Here is a 20,434-nt window from a genome sequence, read left to right on the forward strand (position 1 = left end):
GAGCCATATTTTTACGAGATTGGCCCCACGCGGCGAATCCGAGCGTCATCTCTATAAAAAATTGAGGAGCACATCGATGCGCGTCATTCTGCTGGGAGCTCCCGGGGCCGGTAAAGGTACTCAGGCAAAGTTCATCACTGAAAAATTTGGCATTCCACAAATCTCCACCGGTGACATGCTGCGCGCTGCGGTAAAAGCAGGCACCGAGCTGGGCGTTAAAGCCAAAAGCATCATGGATGCCGGTGGCCTGGTGTCCGATGACCTGATCATCGCATTGGTCAAGGACCGTATCGCGCAACCTGACTGCGCCAAGGGTTTCCTGTTCGACGGCTTCCCACGCACCATTCCCCAGGCTGAAGCCCTGGTGACGGCTGGTGTCGAGTTGGACGCCGTGGTCGAAATCGCGGTTGAAGATGAAGAAATCGTCCAGCGTATTGCTGGTCGTCGCGTTCACGAAGCCTCGGGGCGCGTGTACCACACCGTCTACAACCCGCCGAAAGTGGCAGGCAAGGACGATGTCACCGGTGAAGACCTGGTGCAGCGCAAGGACGACACCGAAGAAACCGTGCGTCATCGCCTGTCCGTCTACCATTCCCAGACCAAGCCGCTGGTGGATTTTTACCAGAAGCTGTCGGCTGCCCAAGGCAAGCCGAAGTACAGCCATATCCCTGGCGTTGGCTCGGTTGAAGCCATCACCGCCAAGGTGCTGCAAGCGCTGAGCTGATCAAGTGATCGGCTTCATCGACAACGGCCCGCTTGCGGGCCGTTGTTGTTTATACTGGCGCACTTTTTTTCGACTTGGACACCGACACCGATGAGCACCCTGCTGGCCCTGGACACCGCGACTGAAGCTTGCTCCGTTGCCTTGCTGCACGATGGCAAAGTTACAAGCCACTACGAGGTGATCCCGCGTCTGCATGCGCAGAAGCTGTTGCCGATGATCAAGCAATTGCTTGAAGAGGCGGGCATTACCCTGTCTGCCGTGGATGCCATTGCCTTCGGCCGTGGCCCGGGGGCCTTTACCGGTGTGCGTATCGCCATCGGCGTGGTCCAGGGCCTGGCCTTTGCGCTGGAGCGCCCGGTATTGCCGGTGTCCAACCTTGCGGTGCTGGCACAGCGCGCCTTGCGTGAACACGGCGCGCAGCAGGTCGCGGCGGCCATCGATGCCCGCATGGATGAAGTGTATTGGGGCTGCTACCGCCAAATCGCTGGCGAAATGCGCCTGGTGGGGGTGGAAGCTGTACAGCCACCGGAGGCAGCGGTTTTGCCGGAGGATGCCAGCGGTGATTGGTTCGGTGCTGGCACTGGTTGGGGGTATGGCGAGCGCATGGGTGTGCCGCTGGTGGCCCAGGATGCCACCATGTTGCCCCACGCCGAAGACCTGCTGACCCTGGCGCGCTTTGCATTCGAGCGTGGCGAGGCGATTCCGGCCGATCAAGCCGCGCCTGTGTACCTGCGCGACAAGGTGGCGCAAACCAAGGCTGAGCGCGGGATAATTTGACGCCAAAAATGATGGCAATTTGGGGCAAAAGTCGCCAATCGTCAGAATTTGCCCGCGTTTTTAAACCTTTTTCAAATTATGTGTTCTAGTTATCACCAGAGCATTTGCGCGCCACGGATCGCGCCACTAAAATGCCATCACCGATACCGAGTTCGCATGTATGCGCATAGACGGCTTTTCCTCACAGTCCTACCCCCTCAAGCGTAAGCCACGTAAGGCGAACGTCACGGTAGACGATTCCGTTGAGGACTCGCCGGACTTCATCGATGTCCAGTCTGAGGCATCGTCCAGCGCCCAAGGCTCCGCCAGCGCCCGTACCAGCGGTCTTCCCGCCCGTCAGCAAGATATGGTCTTCCCTCGCTCCATGAGCAAAAGCGTTGCCACCGCACTGGCCAGCTACCTGACCACCGCCGGTTTTGTTGAATGGGATATGGAAGTGCTGGGCCTCGATATTCATATCTGATGCGCCTGCCTTACTACATTGGCTGCCCGTCCTGGAGCGAAAACGCCTGGCGCGAGTACCTGTACCCTGTCGATGCGCGTTCCAGCGATTACCTCGCCCTGTATTCCCAGGTCTTCAACGCCGTTGAAGGCAATACCACGTTTTATGCTCGCCCCTCAGCCGCCACTGTGCAGCGCTGGGCCGAAATCATGCCTGGGGATTTTCGTTTCACCGCTAAATTTCCGGGTGATATCAGCCATGGCGGCGACTTGCGTGAGCAGTTGCCGGCGGCGGAAAGTTTTGTCGGCCTGATGAGCCCGCTGGGTGAGCGCGTCGCGCCACTGTGGCTGCAACTGTCGGCGAGTTTTTCACCGCAACGCCTGGGCGAACTGGCCGGGTTTATCGATGGCTTGGAGCGGCCCATGGCGGTGGAAGTGCGGCATCCGGAGTTCTTCGCCAAGGGCGATGCCGAGCGCATGCTCAACCGCCTGCTGCGTGACCGTGGTGTCGAGCGGATCTGCCTCGACCCGCGCGCCTTGTTCAGTTGCACATCCACCTCGGCTGCGGTGCTGCACGCACAATCGAAAAAACCCAAGGTGCCACCACGCCCGGCGGCACTGACGCTGTTTCCCCAGGTACGGTTTATCGGTCATCCGGAGCTTGAGGCCAACGACCCGTTCCTGCTCCCGTGGGTGGAAAAAATCGCCGGTTGGATTGAAGAAGGGCGCACGCCCTACATGTTCCTGCACACCTCCGATAACCGCCTCGCCGCGCAGTTGGCCCTGCGTTTTCACGACCAACTGATGGCGCGCTTGCCGGGCCTGCCAGGCTTGCCGACCTTGTATCGGGAACCCGCAGCGGAGCAACTGGGGTTACTCTAGGGCTCCTTTCCCCGCCAGGAGTCAGTCATGGATGCCCAAACCCTTCGCGCCGAAACCTTCAAGGCCCTGCACGAGCGCGATCGCGCGTTCGTGATGCCCAACCCGTGGGACGCCGGCTCGGCGATCATGCTCGCCAGCCTCGGCTTTGAAGCCCTCGCCACCACCAGTGCGGGGTACGCGTTCAGCCTGGGCCGCCCGGATGCCGAGGGCGCATTGTCATTGGACGACACCCTGGTGAATGCCGGCATGATTGCCCGGGCCACAGCGTTGCCGGTGGCAGCCGACCTCGAAAACGGTTTCAGCGACACGCCCGAAGGCTGTGCCCAGACCATCCTGCGTGCGGCGGCGACCGGTATCGTCGGCGGCTCTATCGAAGATGCCACGGGCATTGCCGTCGACCCGATCTACCCTTTTGATTTGTCTGTCGAGCGTGTGGAAGCGGCTGTTGCCGCGGCCCGTAGCCTGCCGTTTCCCTTCATGCTGACGGCGCGCGCAGAAAACCTGCTGCATGGCCGCCTGGATCTGCCCGATACCCTGCGCCGCCTGCAAGCCTACGCTGAGGCCGGCGCCGACGTGTTGTACGCACCGGGCCTGCGCAGTGCCGAGGAGGTGCTGGCGGTGGTCAAGGCCGTTGCGCCCAAGCCGGTGAATGTGCTGATGTCCGGCGGCCTGAAACTCAGCGTGGCGCAACTGAGCGAGATGGGCGTCAAGCGCATCAGCGTTGGCTCCGCCATGGCGTTGGCGGCCTATGGTGAGTTCTACCGGGCGGCGCAGGAGGTGTTTGAGTCGGGCACTTTTACCTTCACCGAGCGTTCGATGTCGTATAGCCAGGCCAGCCAATTCTTCAAGAAATGATCGGGGCGTTGTTTCAAGTTCACGCGTGGGCTGCTGTTGCTGGCGGCTGCCTGCGCGTTGGGCGTATGGCGCAGGCTTACGCCGCCAGGCGCAGGTTCTGGGTGACCAGTGGGCGCGCCCAGTAGTAGTCGAAGTCCAGGGCCTTCTGCTGGGCCGCGAGTTCTTCGCTCGGGTACGGCGTGGCCGGTGGTGGCAGCAGGTCCAGTTCGAACTCGGCAATCGGCAGGTGCAGTGGACGCGGTTCCGGCGCTGGGCCTGGCTCGGGCAGCGGCTGGCCTGCGGTCAGGACAAGCGGGCGTACCCAGCTGCTTTCAAAGTCTTGCTGGCGCTGCTGGGCGACGATTTCTTCAGCTGGAAACGGGCTGGCCGGCGGGGGCAGCAAGTCGGTTTCGAATTCCGCGATCGGCAGGAACAGTGGCTCAGGTGGGGCGATTTCGGTGTCTTTTACATCGCATTCACGCTGGGTGAGGATTTGCGACAACAGGTCCGCGCCTTCGCTGGGTTCAACCGCAGGATCCACCGGAGCCGGCGCCTTGGCGGCGAGCGCGTCCGGCGTATCGCCGAGCTGCTCGGCCAACGCTCGGGCGAAGAAGTCTTGCCATACATGACTCACCCCGGCCAGCGCTTGAGTATTGCGCAGGCCGTAGTGGTTATGGGTCGGCAGTACACCGATGGTTAGGGGAAGAATGTCTGACATTTTTCTCGGTCGACGCTCAGCTCTGGCAAAATACCTGACTGTTGTTTTTATCGGCCGTTGTTTGCCGATCCTTAATATTTTTGAGCGTAGCGATTGATGAGCGAACAACCAGCGGCCAGCCGCATTCGGGTCGAGGCCTTGGCCGAGGGTTTCCAGGCCCGCGCCGAGCAGTGGGCTGAGCAGCTTGGCTTGCCTCTGCAACTGGCGGAGGCGGATTTCTCCCTGCAAGTGGGTGAGCATGGCCTGCAATTGCAACAGCTCGGGCCCGAGGCGCCGGGGCCGGTGCGTGTGGATTTTGTCGAAGGGGGAGCGGCCCATCGGCGCTTATACGGCGGGGGTAGCGGGCAAATGATCGCCAAGGCCGTGGGCGTTGCCCAAGGCGTGCGCCCACGGGTGCTGGATGCTACGGCGGGGCTGGGCAAGGACGCGTTCGTACTCGCCAGCCTGGGTTGTACCATGAGCCTGATCGAGCGCCAGCCGCTGATCGGCGCCTTGCTCGAAGATGGCCTGGCGCGCGGTGCGCAGGACTTTGAAGTGGCGCCGATCGTGGCACGCATGGAGTTGCTCAAGGGCAATTCCATCGATGTAATGCTCAATTGGCAGGGCGAGCCGCCTCAGGTGATCTATCTCGATCCGATGTTCCCGCACCGTGAGAAAACTGCCCTGGTTAAGAAGGAAATGCGCTTGTTCCGGCCATTGGTGGGGGATGATCCGGATGCGCCGGCCTTGCTCGCGGCGGCGCTGGCGCTGGCCAGCCATCGGGTGGTGGTCAAGCGCCCGCGCAAGGCTCCATGTATCGAAGGACCGAAGCCGAGCCATGCGTTGGATGGCAAGTCCAGCCGGTATGACATTTATCCCAAGAAAGCGCTCAAGCCTTAAACGTATCCAGAGTGTCTTTGTGGCGAGCGGGCTTGGTGGCGAGCGGGCTTGCCCCGCGTTGGGCTGCGCAGCAGCCCCAAAACCCTACGCCTCGGTCTGCCTGAGTAAGCGTGGTGTTCTTACTGGGGCTGCTGCGCAGCCCAACGCGGGACAAGCCCGCTCGCCACAACAAGCCCGCTCAAGCCTGCTCAAGCCCACTCAAGCCTGCTCACGCCCGCTCAAACTCTATAGGCCCGCATAAACAACCCCACTACCTCCTGCACATGGGCTTCGGCCGCTTCTTCGCTCAGCCGGTCACCACAGCCATACAGCAAACAGAAATTCGCCGCGCCCTTGAGCAGGCAGAAGAAGTGCTCGGCCGCGACCAGCGGTTTATCGATGTTCAGGGCACCGCTCTGATCAATCCGGCTGAGCAGGCGCTCCATGCCCTGCAACATGCGCATGGGCCCGGCTTCAAAGAAAATCTGTGAGAGTTTCACGTCCTGGTTGCCGGTGGTCATCATCAGGCGATGCAGGTTCACCGACTCCTCGCTGTTGATCAGTCGATGGAACCCGCGCGCGATATTCAGCAGCACCGTCTGCACAGGCACGCCCTCCGGCAGCTCGAAATACATTACCGGCAACTGTTCTTCGCACTTGGCCACCACGGCCGCGGTGAACAAGGTCTCTTTGTCGGTGAAGTGGCTGTAGACGGTCAGTTTCGACACGCCGGCCTCAAGGGCCACGGCATCCATGCTGGTGTTGGCGTAGCCATTGCTCAAAAACAGGATTTTCGCTGCTTCGAGGATTGCCTGGCGTTTTGCCATGTCCTTGGGACGCCCAGGGCTATTGGTGGATACAGGATTGTCGGACATTTTTACCTTTAATACTGGACTGGCGAGTTTGGTATTAATAACATACCGGCAAGTATAATTATTCCTAGCTCCATTTGCGAAAGGTCCTTCAGCATGCGCAGCTCTTTCCTGCCTCTTGCGTTGCCAGCCAGCCTGGTCTTCCTATTGGCCGCCTGTGGCCATGAAGAAGCGACCCCAACGTCCATTCGCCCGGCCATGGTGGTGCAACCGCAGCCATCGGCGCAGGCGATGGACAGCTATCCCGGGGAGGTGCGCGCCCGTTATGAGCCTGACCTGGCCTTTCGCATCGGCGGCAAAGTCAGCAAGCGGCTGGTGGAGGAGGGCGAGCGCGTCAAGGCCAACCAGGCGCTGGCGGAACTCGATCCCCAGGATGTGCGCCTGCAATTGGAGGCTACCCGTGCCCAAGTCGCGGCCGCCGAGGCCAACCTGAGCCTGGTGCGTGCCGAGCGTGATCGCTACAAGACCCTGATGGACCGTCAGATGGTCAGTCGCTCCCAGTACGACAATTCGGAAAATCTCTACCGCTCAGGTGTTGCACGCCTCAAGCAGATCAAGGCCGAGTTCGACGTGGCCAATAACCAGGCCGGCTACGCCGTGTTGCGTGCGCCACAGGACGGTGTGGTCGCCAAGCGCGTGGTGGAAGTCGGCCAAGTGGTATCCGCCGGCCAGACCGTGTTTACCCTCGCCACCGACGGTGAGCGAGAAGTGCTGATCAGCCTGCCCGAACAAGGCTTTGGTCGGTTCAAGGTCGGCCAACCGGTAGCGGTCGAGTTGTGGAGCCAGCCAGACCAGCGGTTTGCCGGACGTATACGTGAATTGTCCCCCGCCGCCGATCCAAAATCACGCACCTTTGCCGCCCGAGTCGCGTTCACCAGCGGCAAAGTCCCGGCCGAACTGGGCCAGAGTGCTCGCGTATTCATACAGGCCGACGGCGTTGTTCCGCTGTCGGTCCCGCTGTCTGCCCTCAGCGCGGAAAACGGTGCTTCCTACGTCTGGCGCGTACTGGCGGACAACTCCCTTAAGCGCACCCCGGTTCGTATCGGCGCCTTCGGTGAAAAAACCGTGCCGGTTCTGGAAGGGCTGAGCCCCTCTGACTGGGTGATTGCCGCCGGCGTGCACGTGCTCCATGAGGGCCAGCAAGTGCGCCCGGTGGATCGCTCCAATCGTGTCGTGAACCTGGCGGCCAACAAGGAGTAGTCCCCGATGGGTTTCAATCTTTCCGAATGGGCGTTGCGTAATCGCCAGATCGTACTGTTCCTGATGATACTTCTGGCAGTGGTCGGCACCTTGTCCTACACCAAGCTGGGGCAAAGCGAAGACCCGCCGTTTACCTTCAAGGCCATGGTGATCAAAACCAATTGGCCGGGGGCCACCGCCCAGGAAGTCTCGCGCCAGGTTACCGAGCGCATCGAGAAAAAGCTGATGGAGACCGGCGAGTACGAACGCATCGTTTCGTTCTCGCGCCCCGGTGAGTCCCAGGTCACTTTTATCGCCCGTGACGCCATGCGCTCGGCGCAGATTCCCGAGCTGTGGTACCAGGTGCGCAAGAAGATCAGCGATATTCGCCAGACCTTGCCGCCGGATATCCAGGGGCCGTTTTTCAACGACGAGTTCGGTACCACGTTCGGCAATATCTACGCCCTGACTGGCGACGGCTTCGATTACGCCGTGCTCAAGGACTACGCCGACCGCATCCAGATTCAGCTGCAACGCGTACCCGATGTGGGCAAGGTGGAGCTGCTGGGCCTGCAGGACGAGAAGATCTGGATTGAACTGTCCAACCTCAAGCTTGCCACCCTCGGCTTGCCCCTGGCGGCGGTGCAACAGGCGTTGCAGGAACAGAATGCGGTCTCCACCGCCGGTTTCTTTGAAACGCCGAGTGAACGTGTGCAGCTGCGGGTCTCCGGCAACTTCAAGACGGTCGAAGAGATCCGTGATTTCCCGATTCGTGTGGGTGATCGGACCTTCCGTATCGGCGATGTCGCCGAGATCCACCGCGGCTTCAACGACCCACCGGCACCGCGCATGCGCTTTATGGGCGACGACGCCATCGGCCTGGCGGTGGCGATGCGCGACGGTGGCGACATCCTGGTGCTGGGCAAGGCGCTGGAAGGGGAATTCGCACGCTTGCAGAAGAATCTCCCGGCAGGCATGCAGTTGCGCAAGGTGTCGGACCAGCCGGCGGCGGTGAAAACCGGTGTCGGAGAATTCGTTCAGGTGCTGGCCGAAGCGTTGGCCATTGTATTGCTGGTGAGTTTCTTCTCCCTCGGCGTACGCACTGGCATGGTGGTCGCCCTGGCGATTCCGTTGGTGCTGGCGATGACCTTTGCCACCATGTATTACCTCGGCATCGGCTTGCACAAGATTTCCCTCGGCGCCTTGGTATTGGCCCTGGGCTTGCTGGTGGATGATGCAATTATCGCCGTGGAAATGATGGCGATCAAAATGGAGCAGGGCTACGACCGGCTCAAGGCCGCCAGTTTCGCCTGGACCAGCACCGCATTCCCGATGCTCACCGGTACGTTGATCACGGCGGCCGGCTTCCTGCCCATTGCTACGGCGCAATCGAGTACCGGCGAATACACCCGCTCGATCTTCCAAGTGGTGACCATTGCGCTGCTGGCGTCATGGGTGGCGGCGGTGGTGTTTGTGCCGTATCTGGGGGAAAAACTCCTACCGGACCTGGCGAAGATTCATGCGGCCAAACACGGCGTCGACGGCCCGGATCCCTACGGCACGCCGTTCTACCAGCGCGTCAGGCGTTTGGTGGAGTGGTGCGTGCAGCGGCGTAAAACCGTCATTGTGCTGACCCTGCTGCTGTTTATCGGCTCGGTGGCGCTGTTCCGTTTTGTACCGCAACAGTTCTTCCCGGCTTCTGGCCGCCTGGAACTGATGGTCGACCTGAAACTCGCCGAAGGCGCTTCCCTGAGCAGCACCGCCGACCAGGTCAAACGGCTCGAAGCCTTGCTGAAGGAACATGCCGGCATCGACAACTACGTGGCCTATGTGGGCACCGGTTCGCCGCGGTTCTACCTGCCTCTGGACCAGCAATTACCCGCCGCCAGCTTTGCCCAATTTGTGGTGCTGGCCAAAACCATCGAAGAACGCGAAAGCCTGCGCACCTGGCTGATCGAAACCCTCAACGAACAATTCCCCGCCCTGCGCTCGCGCGTTACCCGCCTGGAGAACGGCCCTCCCGTGGGCTACCCGGTGCAGTTTCGCGTGACCGGTGAACATATCGAAGAGGTCCGCGCCCTGGCACGCAAGGTGGCGGCCAAGGTGCGCGAAAATCCCCACGTGGCCAATGTGCACCTGGACTGGGAAGAGCCGAGTAAAATCGTCTACCTCAATATCGACCAGGACCGCGCCCGTGCCCTTGGCGTGAGCACCGCCAACTTGTCGAAGTTCCTGCAGAGTTCCTTGACCGGCTCCAGCGTCAGCCAATTCCGGGAGGACAACGAGTTGATCGAAATCCTCCTGCGCGGCACCGTGCATGAACGTACAGAACTGTCGTTGCTGCCGAGCCTCGCCGTGCCCACCGACAACGGCAGGAGCGTGGCCCTGTCGCAGATCGCGACCCTCGAATATGGCTTCGAAGAAGGCATCATCTGGCACCGCAACCGCCTGCCGACGGTGACCGTGCGCGCGGACATCTACGGTAAGGAACAACCGGCGACCCTGGTCCAGCAGATCCTGCCGACCCTGGAAGGCGTACGTGCCGAGTTGCCGGACGGCTATCTGTTGGACGTCGGCGGTACCGTCGAAGACTCCGCCCGTGGGCAGAACTCGGTCAAGGCCGGCGTGCCGCTGTTCATCGTGGTAGTGCTGACCCTGCTGATGCTGCAATTGCGCAGTTTCTCACGCACGGCGATGGTATTTCTGACGGCGCCGTTGGGCTTGATCGGCGTGACATTGTTCCTGTTGGTATTCCGCCAACCCTTCGGTTTTGTGGCCATGCTCGGCACTATCGCGTTGTCGGGGATGATCATGCGTAACTCGGTGATCCTGGTGGATCAGATCGAACAGGACATCAAGGCTGGCCTGGCGCCGTGGCAGGCGATTATCGAAGCCACCGTCCGACGCTTCCGGCCGATCGTTCTCACAGCGCTGGCGGCGGTGCTGGCAATGATCCCGCTGTCTCGCAGTGTGTTCTTCGGGCCGATGGCGGTGGCGATCATGGGCGGGTTGATTGTGGCGACGGCGTTGACGCTATTGTTCCTGCCGGCCCTGTATGCTGCGTGGTTCCGAGTGAGGAAGGACGACGCGTAATCATGTTGGCCACCGTTTCAGCCTTGATGTTGCTACTGCTTGCCCCTGGCCCCACCAACACCCTGCTGTTCCGTGCCGGGGTGTTGTTCGGGTTCAGGGCGTCATGGCGGTTGGCGTTTATCGAATGCCTGGCTTACCTGCTGCAGGTCACGGTATGGGGCGTTGCATTGCTCTATCTGGCCGCCTATTCACCGTGGGCGCTGAAGGCGACACAACTGGCCGCGGCTTGCTACCTGCTGTATGTGTCTTGCAAGCTCTGGCAACGTAAAAGCAGTGACGTGGGTGCGGGCAAGGACCGCTTCACCGGGCTGTATTTCTTTGCCATGACGGTCATGAACCCAAAGGGTTTGCTGATGGTGTCGTTTATTGCGCCAGCCGACGCCTTTACTACTGCGCCAGGCTATGTCGCCTTCATGGGGACTTTGGCGTTGGTGGTGGTCCCGGTGGGGGCTGCGTGGGTGCTACTGGGAAGCCGATTCGAAGGGATGCCGAAGAGCTGGCTGACGCCATTGAAGATCAACCGTGCGACATCGGTTGCGATCGGTTGCTTCGCCACCCTGATGATGGGGCGACTGGCTGATTCGGTCATGCATTAGGATCGTTCCCCGTTGCAGGGAACGATCCTCTCGCAGCTTACAACGCGCCAAACACCTTCTTCGCCAAACTGGTGGCCGCCGCCGCCGGGTTCTTGCGAATGGTTTCTTCCTGTTGCGCAATCATCTTGAACAAACCGTCCAGCGCCTGCTCGGTCACGTAGTTCTCGACATTGGCGCTCTTGGCGTCGACCGCACCGAAGGCCGCAGCCTTGCCAGCCAGGGCGTTGTACTGCTGGGCCACGCCGACCTTGTCGGTGGCGGCCTTGACGATCGGCAGGAACTTGGCGCGAATTTGTTCGCGGCTGCTTTTGTTCAAGTACTGGGTGGCCGAGTCCTGGCCGCCGGTGAGGATGCCCTTGGCGTCGGTCACGCTCATGTTTTTCACGGCGTTCACCAGGATCGGCTGGGCTTGGGTCACGGCCGTTTCAGCCGCTTTGTTCATGCTGTCTTCCAGTTGAGTGACCTGATCACCCAGCCCGAACATTTTCAGCTTGTCGGCGACTTTGCCCAGCTTGCCCGGCAAGCCGATCTTCACTTCGGGGTTGTTGCTGAAGCCACCGGGCACGCCCAGCTGTTTCACGGCAATCTGTGCGCCTTGGGTCAGTGCGTCCTTGAGGCCGCCGCTGGCGTCGCCCTGGGACAGGCTGCCAAGGTCCAAGGCCATGGCGTTGGCGCCGAGCAGCAGGCCGGCGCACAGGGCAGTGAGGCGAAGGGAGTTACGGAGCATGGGCGCTTCCTTATGTTCGATGAATTCAGTGAGCGACCGCGTCAACCCGCAGGCGCAGCGGTTGTGGGTCTTGGCCGTTGAGCTGCACGGCGTGCCGTTCGGTGGTGATAAACAGTAGCTTGCCATCCAGTTCGATGCGAGCGCTGAGCGAATAACTGTGGCCGGGCTTGACCTGGGCGGGGTCGTAGCTCAGGTGAAACGGCAACGGCACCTGGCCTTTGACCGGGCCTTTTTGCTCGGCCAGGGTCACGGCGGGCGCATCCGCCAGGGACGCGTCCTGCAGGCTGACACTCAAGGTCGCGGTCGGCGGCAGGGCGATGCGTTGCAGGTAGAAGACCTCGCCGTCGAGGCTGGCCTTGGGCGCAGGGTGCATGGATTGGCAGGCTCCGAGCAGGGCGGTGAGGCCCAGGAGAATGATTTTTTTCATGGTGCGGCTCCTTGTAAGCGGCACCGGAATCCTTCCGGCACCTTATTCAATCTAGCGGCTTTCTTCAGGCTTGAGCGGGGCAGGTTCGACTGGCGCCTCCCCAGCACCATCCACGCGATGCAAGGCCACCTGGCGGATCGACAAGCGAATTTCGGCCGGCAGCACGCGCTTGGCGGCGCCTTCAGCCAGTTCGCCGAGCAGGTCGTGATAGCTCAATTTGCCGGCTTCATCGCGGCGCAGCACATCCTGCTCCAGCAGCGTCTGGATAAAATGTCGGAAAAGGCTCTTGTCGAAGAACTCCGGAGCATTGAGGCCATGCAGGATCGACAAGCGCTGGGCCATGATCGTGCACAGGTCTTCCAGCTCTTCGGCGCTGATACTGTTCTGGCCACTGTTGAGCAACAGCGAGATCGCCATGTAGAAGCGTTGCAGGGTCTGGGCGATGCTCTTGGACAGCAGCGTCAGCAATACAAAGTGCCGTGAACTCGGTGCCGGGCGCAGGTATACGTCGTTTTCGAAGCGCAGCAGCCCTTGCTCGATGAACGCTTCCAGCCACTGGTCGATCACCGTATCCAACTCTTCCAGCGACCAGCGGATAAACAGCTCCGATTGCAGGTACGGATACAGCGCGTGGGTGTAGCGCAGGATCTGCTCGCGGCTCATGCGCGAACTGCTCTGGAAGAAGCTCGCCAGCAGCGCCGGCAGGGCGAAGATGTGCAGTACGTTGTTGCGGTAGTAGGTCATCAGGACAGCATTCTGCTCGTCCAGGTACAGGATTTTGCCCAGGGCATCGCTCTGTTCCGACAACAGGTCCATGTCCTTGACGTGCTTGATCAGCGCCATGCCGTCGCCTTCGGGCAGCGTGGTATGGGGCGAGTAGGGCACGCGGCGCAACAGCGCCAGGTACAGGTCCAACTGACGGGCCATGGCCTGTTCGTCCAGGGCCAGGCGCGTGGTGGACAGCAACGCCAGGGCCACCAGGTTCACCGGGTTGACTGCCGCGGCTTCGTTCAAATGCCGCGCTACCTGTTCGCCGAGGCGGTTGGTGGTTTCGTTGAGCCACGCCGGCTTGTAGTTCGGGCCGAGCTCCTGGGCGCGCCAGTCGGGTTGCTCGGCATCGAGGAATTCCGCCAGCTTGATCGGCTCGCCAAAGTTGACCGCGACTTGGCCAAAACGCTGCTTGAGCGCGCCGACCACTTTGAAAATATCGAAGATCGATTCTTTCTTTTTGCTCGCGCCACGCAGTTCGCCGAGGTAAGTGCGGCCTTCGAGTACGCGCTCATAGCCGATATACACCGGCACGAACACAATCGGCATGCGCGAGGAGCGCAGGAAGCTGCGCAGGGTGATTGCCAGCATGCCGGTTTTCGGTTGCAGCATGCGCCCGGTGCGCGAGCGCCCGCCTTCGACGAAGTACTCCACCGGGAAGCCCTTGGTGAACAGGGTGTGCAGGTATTCGTTGAACACCGAGGTGTACAGCGGGTTGCCCTTGAAGGTGCGGCGCATGAAAAACGCACCGCCACGGCGCAGCAGGCTGCCGATCACCGGCATGTTCAGGTTGATCCCGGCGGCGATGTGCGGCGGGGTCAGGCCGTTCTTGAACAGCAGGTAGGACAGCAGCAGGTAGTCGATATGGCTGCGGTGGCATGGGACATAGATAACTTCGTAGCCCTGGGCAACTTTTTGCACGCCTTCGATGTTATTGACCTTGATGCCGTCGTAGATCTTGTTCCAGAACCAACTCAGCACCACTTCCAGGAAGCGGATCGCGGTGTAGGTGTAGTCCGAGGCAATCTCGTTGCCATAGCGCAACGCCTGGGCCTTGGCCTTTTCGGGGCTGATCTTTTCGCGCTCGGCTTCGTCGGCGATGGCTTGGCGCACCAGCGGCATATTCACCAGGCCCTTCACCAGGTTGCGGCGGTGGGACAGGTCGGGGCCGATGACAGCGGTTTTCAGGTTACGAAAGTGCACACGCAGGATGCGCTGGGCCATTCGCACGGTGCGTTCGTGACCTTTATTGTGCTCGATCAATTCACGCAGGTTGATGGGCGCGGAGAATTGCACGCGGGTCTTGCGCCCGAGGATCAGGATGCTCAACAAACGACGCAGACGCCCGGTGACCGCCCAACTGTCGGCAAACAGCAGTTTCCACGGGCTGGACTCGCTCTCGGGTGACTGCCCCCAGAACACGCTGACCGGAATGATTTGTGCATTCTCTTCGGCGTGCGCGGTGAGGGTGTCGACCAGGCGGGTCAGGGTTGGCGGCGCGCCGCGCTTGTCCTGGCGGCCGAGCCAATCGGGCTCGGGCGTGAGGTAGAAGAATGCCGCGGGCTCCATCAGCGGGCCCACCGACACCGGCAACACCGGGCGCGGCAGGCCGGCCTTGGTGCACTCGGCGTCGACTACGGCCAGTTCGGTCAGGGAGGGCGATTGCAGGACATAGAACACCGGTCGGCTGCGGTCGAGGTTAAGGGTTAGGGACGACTGGTTGATCGTCTCCGAGCGAACCCAGAGGTACAGCAGTCGGCGCAAGGTGCCAAACACCAGACGGCGGAACGGGGAGCGGGTCATAGGCGAGCTGCTTCAAGTGGGAAAAACCGAGCAGGCGCTCGGGCGGGTAGTGTGCCGTATTCGCCGAAAATCGGCAAAAAAGCAGCGATGTAAACTTGAGTTGATCGTTTTTGAGCCTGTCTTATACTCGGCAGTTCAACGCGACCGACTCAACAATAACAATCAAGTGGGGGTGAACAGATGGCAACGCGTGAAACCGGTAATGTGAAGTGGTTCAACGACGCCAAGGGCTATGGCTTTATCCAGCGTGAAGATGGCAAGGATGTGTTTGTGCACTACCGCGCCATTCGTGGCGAGGGCCACCGTTCCCTGGCCGAGGGCCAGCAGGTGGAATACGCCGTGGTGAGCGGCGAGAAGGGCTTGCAGGCAGAGGATGTGGTCGGTTTGTAATGCGGATTTGTTACACCGCAGGACCCATGTGGGAGGGGGCAAGCCCCCTCCCACATGTTGATTGTGGTTTACCGCTCAGGCTCAGGCAGTTTTCCAGGTGATCTGCTCTTCACCGTCTGTGCTGATGCGAATCCAGGTGTCGGCGCTTTCCTCACCTTCCTCCTCGACCCAGCTCCCTGGCGCGCAGCGCACTTCCACATTCAGCGCAGCAAACGCAGCGCGGGCGCAGGCAATGTCGTCTTCCCACGGCGTCTGGTCACTTTCCAGATACAGGCTGTTCCACTTGCCTACGGCTTTCGGCAGCCAGGTCACGGGCACGTTGCCGGCCTTGCACTTGTAGGTCTGACCCTTCTGCACCCAGTCGCTGCACGGGCCGAGGGCGGCGCCCAGCCAGGCGGCAATGGCCTTGTGGTCGACGTCGGCGTCCTTCAGGTAAATCTCGATATCGGGTTGGCGCATGGATGTTCCTCGTTGCGGGATTCGAAAATCCATTCGCGGATGTTTAAAAGTCGGTTATTGAAGCACGAAATAATCGTAACGCATCGATACGGTGACCCGCAGCGGTTCGACGGCCTCAATCACCTCGCTACGGCGCTCGGCACTGGCGCGCCAGCCGTGGGGCGTCATGGCCAGCAGGTTAGCGCGGTCCTTGGGCTCAGCCAGGCTAAGGGTGAACTCCAGGGTCTCGCTGTGCGCCAGGCTCATGCCGTCCGGTACCAGGGCCAGGTGCTTGTCGTCGGTGTATTCGCGCACTTCGTCGTACAGACGCTCGCGCAGTTCCATCAGGTGGCCGCGGGTGGGGCCGACTTTCATCAAGCCGCCGCCGGGGCTGAGCAGGCGTTTGGCCTCTTGCCAGTCCAACGGGCTGAACACACTGGCGAGAAACTGGCAGCTGGCATCGGCCAAGGGTACGCGGGCCATGCTGGCGATCAACCAGGTCAGCGCCGGGTTGCGCTTGCACGCACGCTTGACCGCTTCCTTGGAGATATCCAGGGCGTAGCCGTCGGCGTGGGGCAGGGCGTCGGCGATCTGTGCGGTGTAGTAACCCTCGCCACAGCCGATATCCACCCAGCGTTGCGGCGCGCGTTCGGCGGCCAGTTCGGCCAGGCGCTTGGCCACCGGGGCGTAGTGCCCGGCGTTGAGGAAGTCGCGGCGCGCCTCGACCATCGCCAGGTTATCGCCCGGGTCGCGGCTGTTCTTGTGCTGCACCGGCAACAGGTTCAGATAACCCTGGCGCGCACGGTCAAAACGGTGCCCGGCGGGGCACGCCACGCCATTGTCCACCGCGTTGAGCGGTGCGCTGCAAATGGGGCAGGCCAGCATCAGGCGAGCAACTTGATCAGGGTCTGGTAGTAGATTTCGGTGAGCACGTCGAGGTCGCTGGCCAGGATGCGTTCGTTGACCTGGTGGATCGTCGCGTTCACCGGGCCCAGTTCGACCACCTGGGTACCCAGCGTGGCGATGAACCGTCCATCGGAGGTCCCGCCGCTGGTGGACGCCTGGGTCTCACGGCCGGTGATCGCCTTGATGCTCGCCGACACGGCGTCGAGCAGCGCGCCTGGCTCGGTGAGGAACGGCAGGCCCGACAGCGCCCATTCCACATGCCAGTCCAGGCCATGCTTGTCGAGAATCGCCGCGACCCGTTGTTGCAGGCCTTCGACGGTGGATTCGGTGGAGAAGCGGAAATTGAACACCGCCGTCAGGTCACCCGGGATCACGTTGGTGGCGCCAGTGCCGGAGTTGAGGTTGGAGATCTGGAAGCTGGTCGGCGGAAAGAAGGCGTTGCCGTTGTCCCAATGCTCGGCGGCCAGTTCAGCCAGGGCTGGCGCGGCCAGGTGAATCGGGTTCTTTGCCAGGTGCGGGTAGGCCACGTGGCCTTGTACGCCGCGCACGGTCAGGGTGGCGCCGAGGGAGCCGCGACGGCCGTTCTTGACCACGTCGCCCACCAGAGCAGTGCTCGACGGTTCGCCGACGATGCACCAGTCCAGGCGTTCCTTGCGTGCCGCCAGGCGCTCGATCACGGCCTTGGTTCCGTGGTGCGCCGGGCCTTCTTCATCGCTGGTGATCAGGAAGGCGACCGAGCCCTTGTGGTCCGGGTAGTCCTTCACAAAGCGCTCGGAGGCAACCAGCATCGCGGCCAGGCTGCCTTTCATATCCGCCGCGCCGCGCCCGCAGAGCATGCCGTTTTCGTCGATCAGTGCGTCGAACGGGTCGTTTTGCCACGCCTGTACCGGGCCGGTCGGCACCACGTCGGTGTGGCCGGCAAAGCACAATACCGGGCCGTCATGCTTGCCGTGGGTGGCCCAGAAGTTGTCCACGTCTTCGATGCGCATCGGCTCCAGCGCAAAACCGGCGTCGCCCAGGCGCTGCATCATCAGCTTCTGGCAATCGGCGTCGATCGGCGTCACCGAGGGGCGACGGATCAGGTCGATGGCAAGTTGAAGGGTCGGCGAAAGATCGGCATGGGCCGTCATGGTAAAACTCCGGAAAGCGTGTAATGGGCGCAGGACGTAGGGTGGCGCAGATTCAGTGTGGGAGGGGGCTTGCCCCCGATGGCTGAGTGTCAGTCACTGCATCTGTTGACTGGCCCACCGCCATCGGGGGCAAGCCCCCTCCCACACAAAGCATTGGCCAAGGCCAAGACTCATAAAACGGCCGTTATCTTATAGCAAAACGGCGGCCAGAGGCCGCCGTTTAGTGCATTGCGCAAGTTTTTACGCGACGGTGACAGGCTCCACCTTCGGCGCCGGTTTCGGCAGCGACGACAGGAACGCCATGATCAATGCCGCCACGTACGGCAGCGATTGCACCAGCAGCATCACCACCCAGAAACGCATGTCATTGCTCGGCAGGCCCTGCACCAGGTAGATCCCCAGCGCCGCGCCCCACAACAGCAGCATGATGAACATTTCTTCGCGCGCTTCGGAAATCGCGACCCAAAAGCCGTGGTTATCCGCGTTTTTCGGTGTGCGAAAGAACGGAATGCTGGTGGTGAAGAAGCCATACAACACCGCCTTGGCGATGGTGTGGGACAACGCCAGGCCAGCCAGCGCGGCGCAGAACGCATCCTTGAGGTTCACCCCTACCGCACGGCGATACAGGAAAATGATCTTGCCAACCTTGAACACAAACAACGCCAACGGCGGGATCGCGAAAATCAACAGCGGCGGGTCGACCCGCGTCGGCACGATGATCATCGCCGCCGACCACAACAGTGCGCCGACGGTGAAGAAGATATTCATGCCATCTGCCACCCACGGCAACCAGCCCGCGAGGAAGTGGTAGCGCTGGCCACGGGTCAGCTCAGTGTCCTTGCCGCGCAACAGGCTGGCGGTGTGACGCTTGATGATCTGGATCGCGCCATAGGCCCAGCGGAAGCGCTGTTTCTTGAAGTCGATAAAGGTATCCGGCATCAGGCCCTTGCCGTAGCTGTCGTGGTAGTACGCCGCCGACAGGCCTTTCTCGAATACCCGCAGGCCCAGTTCGGCGTCTTCGCAGATGCACCAGTCGGCCCAGCCCAGTTCTTCGAGCACCGAGCGTCGGGTCATGGTCATGGTGCCGTGCTGGATGATCGCGTCGCGGTCGTTACGGGTGACCATGCCGATATGGAAGAAGCCTTTGTACTCGGCGTAGCAGAGCTTCTTGAAGGTGCTTTCGTTCTGGTCGCGGTAATCCTGCGGCGACTGCACCACGGCGATTTTCGGGTCAGCGAAGTGCGGCACCATGTGCTTGAGCCAGTTCGGCGACACGCAGTAGTCCGAGTCGATCACGGCGATCACTTCGGCATCCTTGGCGGTGTGCGGGATCAGGTAGTTCAGCGCGCCGCCCTTGAAGCCGGCCAGTGGGGCCACGTGGAAGAACTTGAAGCGCGGGCCGAGGGTGGCGCAATAGTCGCGCACCGGTTCCCACACGGCCGGGTCCTTGGTGTTGTTGTCGATGATCAGGACTTCGTAGTCCGGGTAATCGAGGGCGGCCAGGGCGTCGAGGGTCTGTTTGACCATATCCGGCGGCTCGTTGTAGCACGGCACATGGATCGACACTTTCGGGCGGTAGTCCGAATCCCCCACTACCGGCAGGAATTCACGCCGACGCTTGTGGGTCCATACCGCTTCCGCCAACTCGTGGGCTTCGGTCAGCAACACGATGAACACGCCCAGCGCGCCCAGGGCCAACAAGATGCCGACGGTCACGCTGAACCAGGTGCTGTATTGCTGGCTGTAGTCGTAGCCGATCCACACCAATACCGAACCGCAGAGGAACGCGATAAAGGTCAGGAAGGTGCGGCCACGCTGGCGCAGGGCCGAGCCGTCGATCATCAATAGGGTCAGGGACAGCAGTGCAAGCACCACCGATCCGATCGCCAGGACGCGCCATTGCGGGATCGCAACTACCGGCCCTTCGAAGTTGAACTTCTGCTGGCGCGCGGCGTTGTACACGCCCCAGTAAGCGCCGGCCGAACCTTCGTCGCTGACTTTCCAAGGCTGGTCGAAAGCCTCGATCACGAAGTAGTTATAGCCCTGGCGGTTCAGCTTGTTCACCAGCGTACGCAGGTAAATCGCCTGGTCTGCCGGGGACGATTCATTACCTCCGCGCATACGGCCGTTGCTTGGCCAGCCAACTTCCGACAATAGCAGCGGTTTTTTCGGGAACAATTTCTTCAGATCCCTGGCGCGGTCGAGTACGTACTGGCCGGCCTTGTCCATCGGGATGTATTCCCAGAACGGCAGGATGTGCGCTGCAATCAGGTCGACGTGCTTGGCCAGTTGCGGGTTCTTTTCCCAGATATGCCATTGCTCGGAAGTGGTCACCGGTACTTTTACGGCGGCGCGCACCCGATCCAGCAGCACAATCAGCGCCTCGGGGGTGATCTCTTCACGGAACAACGCTTCGTTACCCACGACAACCCGCACGACGCTGCGCGAGCTGTTGGCGATCTCGATAGCCCGCTGGATTTCACGCTCGTTGCGTTCCAGGTCCGGGCTGATCCAGATCCCCAGGGTTACCCGCAGGCCGAACTCTTCCGCCAGCTTGGGGATGTCCCCCAGGGTGCCGTCGACCGAGTAGGTACGGATGTTGTCCGTCAGCTTGCTCATGATCTCCAGATCGCGACGCATCTGGTCGTCGGTCGGGTATTGGTCTTTCTGCGGGTACTGGCCTTGTTGAAACGGCGAGTAAGAAAAACCGGAGATCTGTTCAGGCCAGTTGGGGGTAGTGACCGGGCGGTTGATCAGCGCCCAGAAGCCGGTGAATAGCGCTGCAATTGCCAGCACCACCACCAGGTTGAGTCCAAATTTACGCGATGACATGGCGATTTCGGGTTCCAAAGGGTGTGGAACGAAAAGAGG

Annotated in this window: 19 protein-coding genes; 10 read left to right on the forward strand and 9 right to left on the reverse strand. The window is 61.4% G+C overall.

What is annotated here, in order from left to right; all coding sequences use genetic code 11:
- The first annotated feature begins 76 nt into the window (after nucleotides 1-76).
- From adk to AC1Q6I_RS10100, 5 genes are all read left to right on the forward strand, one after another.
- Nucleotides 77-724, forward strand: coding sequence for an adenylate kinase (adk, locus tag AC1Q6I_RS10080; protein ID WP_024073798.1), 648 nt, complete (start codon nucleotides 77-79; stop codon nucleotides 722-724).
- Between the two features lie 90 nt (nucleotides 725-814).
- Nucleotides 815-1,501, forward strand: coding sequence for a tRNA (adenosine(37)-N6)-threonylcarbamoyltransferase complex dimerization subunit type 1 TsaB (tsaB, locus tag AC1Q6I_RS10085; RefSeq protein ID WP_024073799.1), 687 nt, complete (start codon nucleotides 815-817; stop codon nucleotides 1,499-1,501).
- 160 nt (nucleotides 1,502-1,661) lie between these two features.
- Nucleotides 1,662-1,964 (forward strand): hypothetical protein, encoded by a 303-nt coding sequence (locus tag AC1Q6I_RS10090; protein ID WP_024073800.1) that lies wholly within the window; start codon nucleotides 1,662-1,664, stop codon nucleotides 1,962-1,964.
- Complete coding sequence (locus AC1Q6I_RS10095; RefSeq protein ID WP_024073801.1) at nucleotides 1,964-2,824, forward strand: DUF72 domain-containing protein; 861 nt, start codon at nucleotides 1,964-1,966, stop codon at nucleotides 2,822-2,824. The genes AC1Q6I_RS10090 and AC1Q6I_RS10095 overlap by 1 nt, the downstream gene beginning before the upstream one ends.
- A 27-nt stretch (nucleotides 2,825-2,851) precedes the next feature.
- Nucleotides 2,852-3,679, forward strand: a complete 828-nt coding sequence (locus AC1Q6I_RS10100) for an isocitrate lyase/PEP mutase family protein (RefSeq protein WP_102625206.1) — start codon at nucleotides 2,852-2,854, stop codon at nucleotides 3,677-3,679.
- A 76-nt stretch (nucleotides 3,680-3,755) separates the two neighbouring features.
- On the opposite strand, the gene AC1Q6I_RS10105 is transcribed toward AC1Q6I_RS10100, so the two are convergent.
- Nucleotides 3,756-4,376 (reverse strand): hypothetical protein, encoded by a 621-nt coding sequence (locus tag AC1Q6I_RS10105; protein ID WP_024073803.1) that lies wholly within the window; start codon nucleotides 4,374-4,376, stop codon nucleotides 3,756-3,758.
- Between the two features lie 96 nt (nucleotides 4,377-4,472).
- Between AC1Q6I_RS10105 and AC1Q6I_RS10110 the strand changes: the two genes are divergently transcribed.
- Complete coding sequence (locus AC1Q6I_RS10110) at nucleotides 4,473-5,255, forward strand: class I SAM-dependent methyltransferase (protein ID WP_102625205.1); 783 nt, start codon at nucleotides 4,473-4,475, stop codon at nucleotides 5,253-5,255.
- Between the two features lie 218 nt (nucleotides 5,256-5,473).
- Here AC1Q6I_RS10110 and AC1Q6I_RS10115 read toward each other — a convergent pair whose 3' ends face one another.
- Nucleotides 5,474-6,109, reverse strand: coding sequence for a TetR/AcrR family transcriptional regulator (locus AC1Q6I_RS10115; RefSeq protein WP_024073805.1), 636 nt, complete (start codon nucleotides 6,107-6,109; stop codon nucleotides 5,474-5,476).
- Nucleotides 6,110-6,202: 93 nt separating this feature from the next.
- On the opposite strand from AC1Q6I_RS10115, the gene AC1Q6I_RS10120 reads away from it, so the two are divergent.
- The 3 genes from AC1Q6I_RS10120 to AC1Q6I_RS10130 are packed head-to-tail and all read left to right on the forward strand — an operon-like array spanning nucleotide 6,203 to nucleotide 10,974.
- The gene (locus tag AC1Q6I_RS10120) at nucleotides 6,203-7,306 is read left to right on the forward strand and encodes an efflux RND transporter periplasmic adaptor subunit (protein ID WP_102625511.1); all 1,104 of its coding nucleotides are present in this window, start codon (nucleotides 6,203-6,205) and stop codon (nucleotides 7,304-7,306) included.
- Between the two features lie 6 nt (nucleotides 7,307-7,312).
- Nucleotides 7,313-10,378, forward strand: a complete 3,066-nt coding sequence (locus tag AC1Q6I_RS10125; protein WP_024073807.1) for an efflux RND transporter permease subunit — start codon at nucleotides 7,313-7,315, stop codon at nucleotides 10,376-10,378.
- A gap of 2 nt (nucleotides 10,379-10,380) precedes the next feature.
- The gene (locus tag AC1Q6I_RS10130) at nucleotides 10,381-10,974 is read left to right on the forward strand and encodes a LysE family translocator (RefSeq protein ID WP_024073808.1); all 594 of its coding nucleotides are present in this window, start codon (nucleotides 10,381-10,383) and stop codon (nucleotides 10,972-10,974) included.
- Nucleotides 10,975-11,011: 37 nt separating this feature from the next.
- Here the strand turns inward: AC1Q6I_RS10130 and AC1Q6I_RS10135 are convergent, their stop codons facing one another.
- The 3 genes from AC1Q6I_RS10135 to plsB are packed head-to-tail and all read right to left on the reverse strand — an operon-like array spanning nucleotide 11,012 to nucleotide 14,699.
- Nucleotides 11,012-11,701 (reverse strand): DUF4197 domain-containing protein, encoded by a 690-nt coding sequence (locus tag AC1Q6I_RS10135; RefSeq protein ID WP_024073809.1) that lies wholly within the window; start codon nucleotides 11,699-11,701, stop codon nucleotides 11,012-11,014.
- Between the two features lie 25 nt (nucleotides 11,702-11,726).
- Nucleotides 11,727-12,128, reverse strand: a complete 402-nt coding sequence (locus AC1Q6I_RS10140; RefSeq protein WP_041160855.1) for a YbaY family lipoprotein — start codon at nucleotides 12,126-12,128, stop codon at nucleotides 11,727-11,729.
- A gap of 51 nt (nucleotides 12,129-12,179) precedes the next feature.
- Entirely contained in the window at nucleotides 12,180-14,699 is a 2,520-nt protein-coding gene (gene plsB / locus AC1Q6I_RS10145) for a glycerol-3-phosphate 1-O-acyltransferase PlsB (RefSeq protein WP_024073811.1), read from the reverse strand.
- 180 nt (nucleotides 14,700-14,879) lie between these two features.
- On the opposite strand from plsB, the gene AC1Q6I_RS10150 reads away from it, so the two are divergent.
- Nucleotides 14,880-15,089, forward strand: a complete 210-nt coding sequence (locus tag AC1Q6I_RS10150; protein ID WP_024073812.1) for a cold-shock protein — start codon at nucleotides 14,880-14,882, stop codon at nucleotides 15,087-15,089.
- Nucleotides 15,090-15,170: 81 nt separating this feature from the next.
- On the opposite strand, the gene AC1Q6I_RS10155 is transcribed toward AC1Q6I_RS10150, so the two are convergent.
- From AC1Q6I_RS10155 to AC1Q6I_RS10170, 4 genes are all read right to left on the reverse strand, one after another.
- Entirely contained in the window at nucleotides 15,171-15,548 is a 378-nt protein-coding gene (locus AC1Q6I_RS10155; protein WP_024073813.1) for a hypothetical protein, read from the reverse strand.
- A 54-nt stretch (nucleotides 15,549-15,602) separates the two neighbouring features.
- A complete protein-coding gene (locus AC1Q6I_RS10160; protein ID WP_024073814.1) occupies nucleotides 15,603-16,412 on the reverse strand; it encodes a putative RNA methyltransferase in 810 nt (269 codons plus the stop codon).
- Nucleotides 16,412-17,563, reverse strand: coding sequence for a succinyl-diaminopimelate desuccinylase (gene dapE, locus AC1Q6I_RS10165; RefSeq protein WP_024073815.1), 1,152 nt, complete (start codon nucleotides 17,561-17,563; stop codon nucleotides 16,412-16,414). The genes AC1Q6I_RS10160 and dapE overlap by 1 nt, the downstream gene beginning before the upstream one ends.
- 240 nt (nucleotides 17,564-17,803) lie before the next feature.
- Entirely contained in the window at nucleotides 17,804-20,395 is a 2,592-nt protein-coding gene (locus AC1Q6I_RS10170; RefSeq protein WP_024073816.1) for a glycosyltransferase, read from the reverse strand.
- Nucleotides 20,396-20,434 lie beyond the last annotated feature (39 nt).

The organism is Pseudomonas sp. MPR-R2A5 (assembly GCF_058793055.1).

Excerpts from the sequence above, each read along its gene's own strand:
- AC1Q6I_RS10110 (WP_102625205.1), top strand. The coding sequence starts at position 4,473 with ATGAGCGAACAACCAGCGGCCAGCCGCATTCGGGTCGAGGCCTTGGCC.
- AC1Q6I_RS10135 (WP_024073809.1), bottom strand. The coding sequence starts at position 11,701 with ATGCTCCGTAACTCCCTTCGCCTCACTGCCCTGTGCGCCGGCCTGCTG.
- dapE (WP_024073815.1), bottom strand. The coding sequence starts at position 17,563 with ATGACGGCCCATGCCGATCTTTCGCCGACCCTTCAACTTGCCATCGAC.
- AC1Q6I_RS10130 (WP_024073808.1), top strand. The coding sequence starts at position 10,381 with ATGTTGGCCACCGTTTCAGCCTTGATGTTGCTACTGCTTGCCCCTGGC.
- AC1Q6I_RS10170 (WP_024073816.1), bottom strand. The coding sequence starts at position 20,395 with ATGTCATCGCGTAAATTTGGACTCAACCTGGTGGTGGTGCTGGCAATT.
- plsB (WP_024073811.1), bottom strand. The coding sequence starts at position 14,699 with ATGACCCGCTCCCCGTTCCGCCGTCTGGTGTTTGGCACCTTGCGCCGA.
- AC1Q6I_RS10140 (WP_041160855.1), bottom strand. The coding sequence starts at position 12,128 with ATGAAAAAAATCATTCTCCTGGGCCTCACCGCCCTGCTCGGAGCCTGC.
- AC1Q6I_RS10100 (WP_102625206.1), top strand. The coding sequence starts at position 2,852 with ATGGATGCCCAAACCCTTCGCGCCGAAACCTTCAAGGCCCTGCACGAG.
- AC1Q6I_RS10160 (WP_024073814.1), bottom strand. The coding sequence starts at position 16,412 with ATGCTGGCCTGCCCCATTTGCAGCGCACCGCTCAACGCGGTGGACAAT.
- AC1Q6I_RS10115 (WP_024073805.1), bottom strand. The coding sequence starts at position 6,109 with ATGTCCGACAATCCTGTATCCACCAATAGCCCTGGGCGTCCCAAGGAC.
- AC1Q6I_RS10155 (WP_024073813.1), bottom strand. The coding sequence starts at position 15,548 with ATGCGCCAACCCGATATCGAGATTTACCTGAAGGACGCCGACGTCGAC.
- adk (WP_024073798.1), top strand. The coding sequence starts at position 77 with ATGCGCGTCATTCTGCTGGGAGCTCCCGGGGCCGGTAAAGGTACTCAG.
- tsaB (WP_024073799.1), top strand. The coding sequence starts at position 815 with ATGAGCACCCTGCTGGCCCTGGACACCGCGACTGAAGCTTGCTCCGTT.
- AC1Q6I_RS10150 (WP_024073812.1), top strand. The coding sequence starts at position 14,880 with ATGGCAACGCGTGAAACCGGTAATGTGAAGTGGTTCAACGACGCCAAG.
- AC1Q6I_RS10125 (WP_024073807.1), top strand. The coding sequence starts at position 7,313 with ATGGGTTTCAATCTTTCCGAATGGGCGTTGCGTAATCGCCAGATCGTA.
- AC1Q6I_RS10105 (WP_024073803.1), bottom strand. The coding sequence starts at position 4,376 with ATGTCAGACATTCTTCCCCTAACCATCGGTGTACTGCCGACCCATAAC.
- AC1Q6I_RS10095 (WP_024073801.1), top strand. The coding sequence starts at position 1,964 with ATGCGCCTGCCTTACTACATTGGCTGCCCGTCCTGGAGCGAAAACGCC.
- AC1Q6I_RS10120 (WP_102625511.1), top strand. The coding sequence starts at position 6,203 with ATGCGCAGCTCTTTCCTGCCTCTTGCGTTGCCAGCCAGCCTGGTCTTC.
- AC1Q6I_RS10090 (WP_024073800.1), top strand. The coding sequence starts at position 1,662 with ATGCGCATAGACGGCTTTTCCTCACAGTCCTACCCCCTCAAGCGTAAG.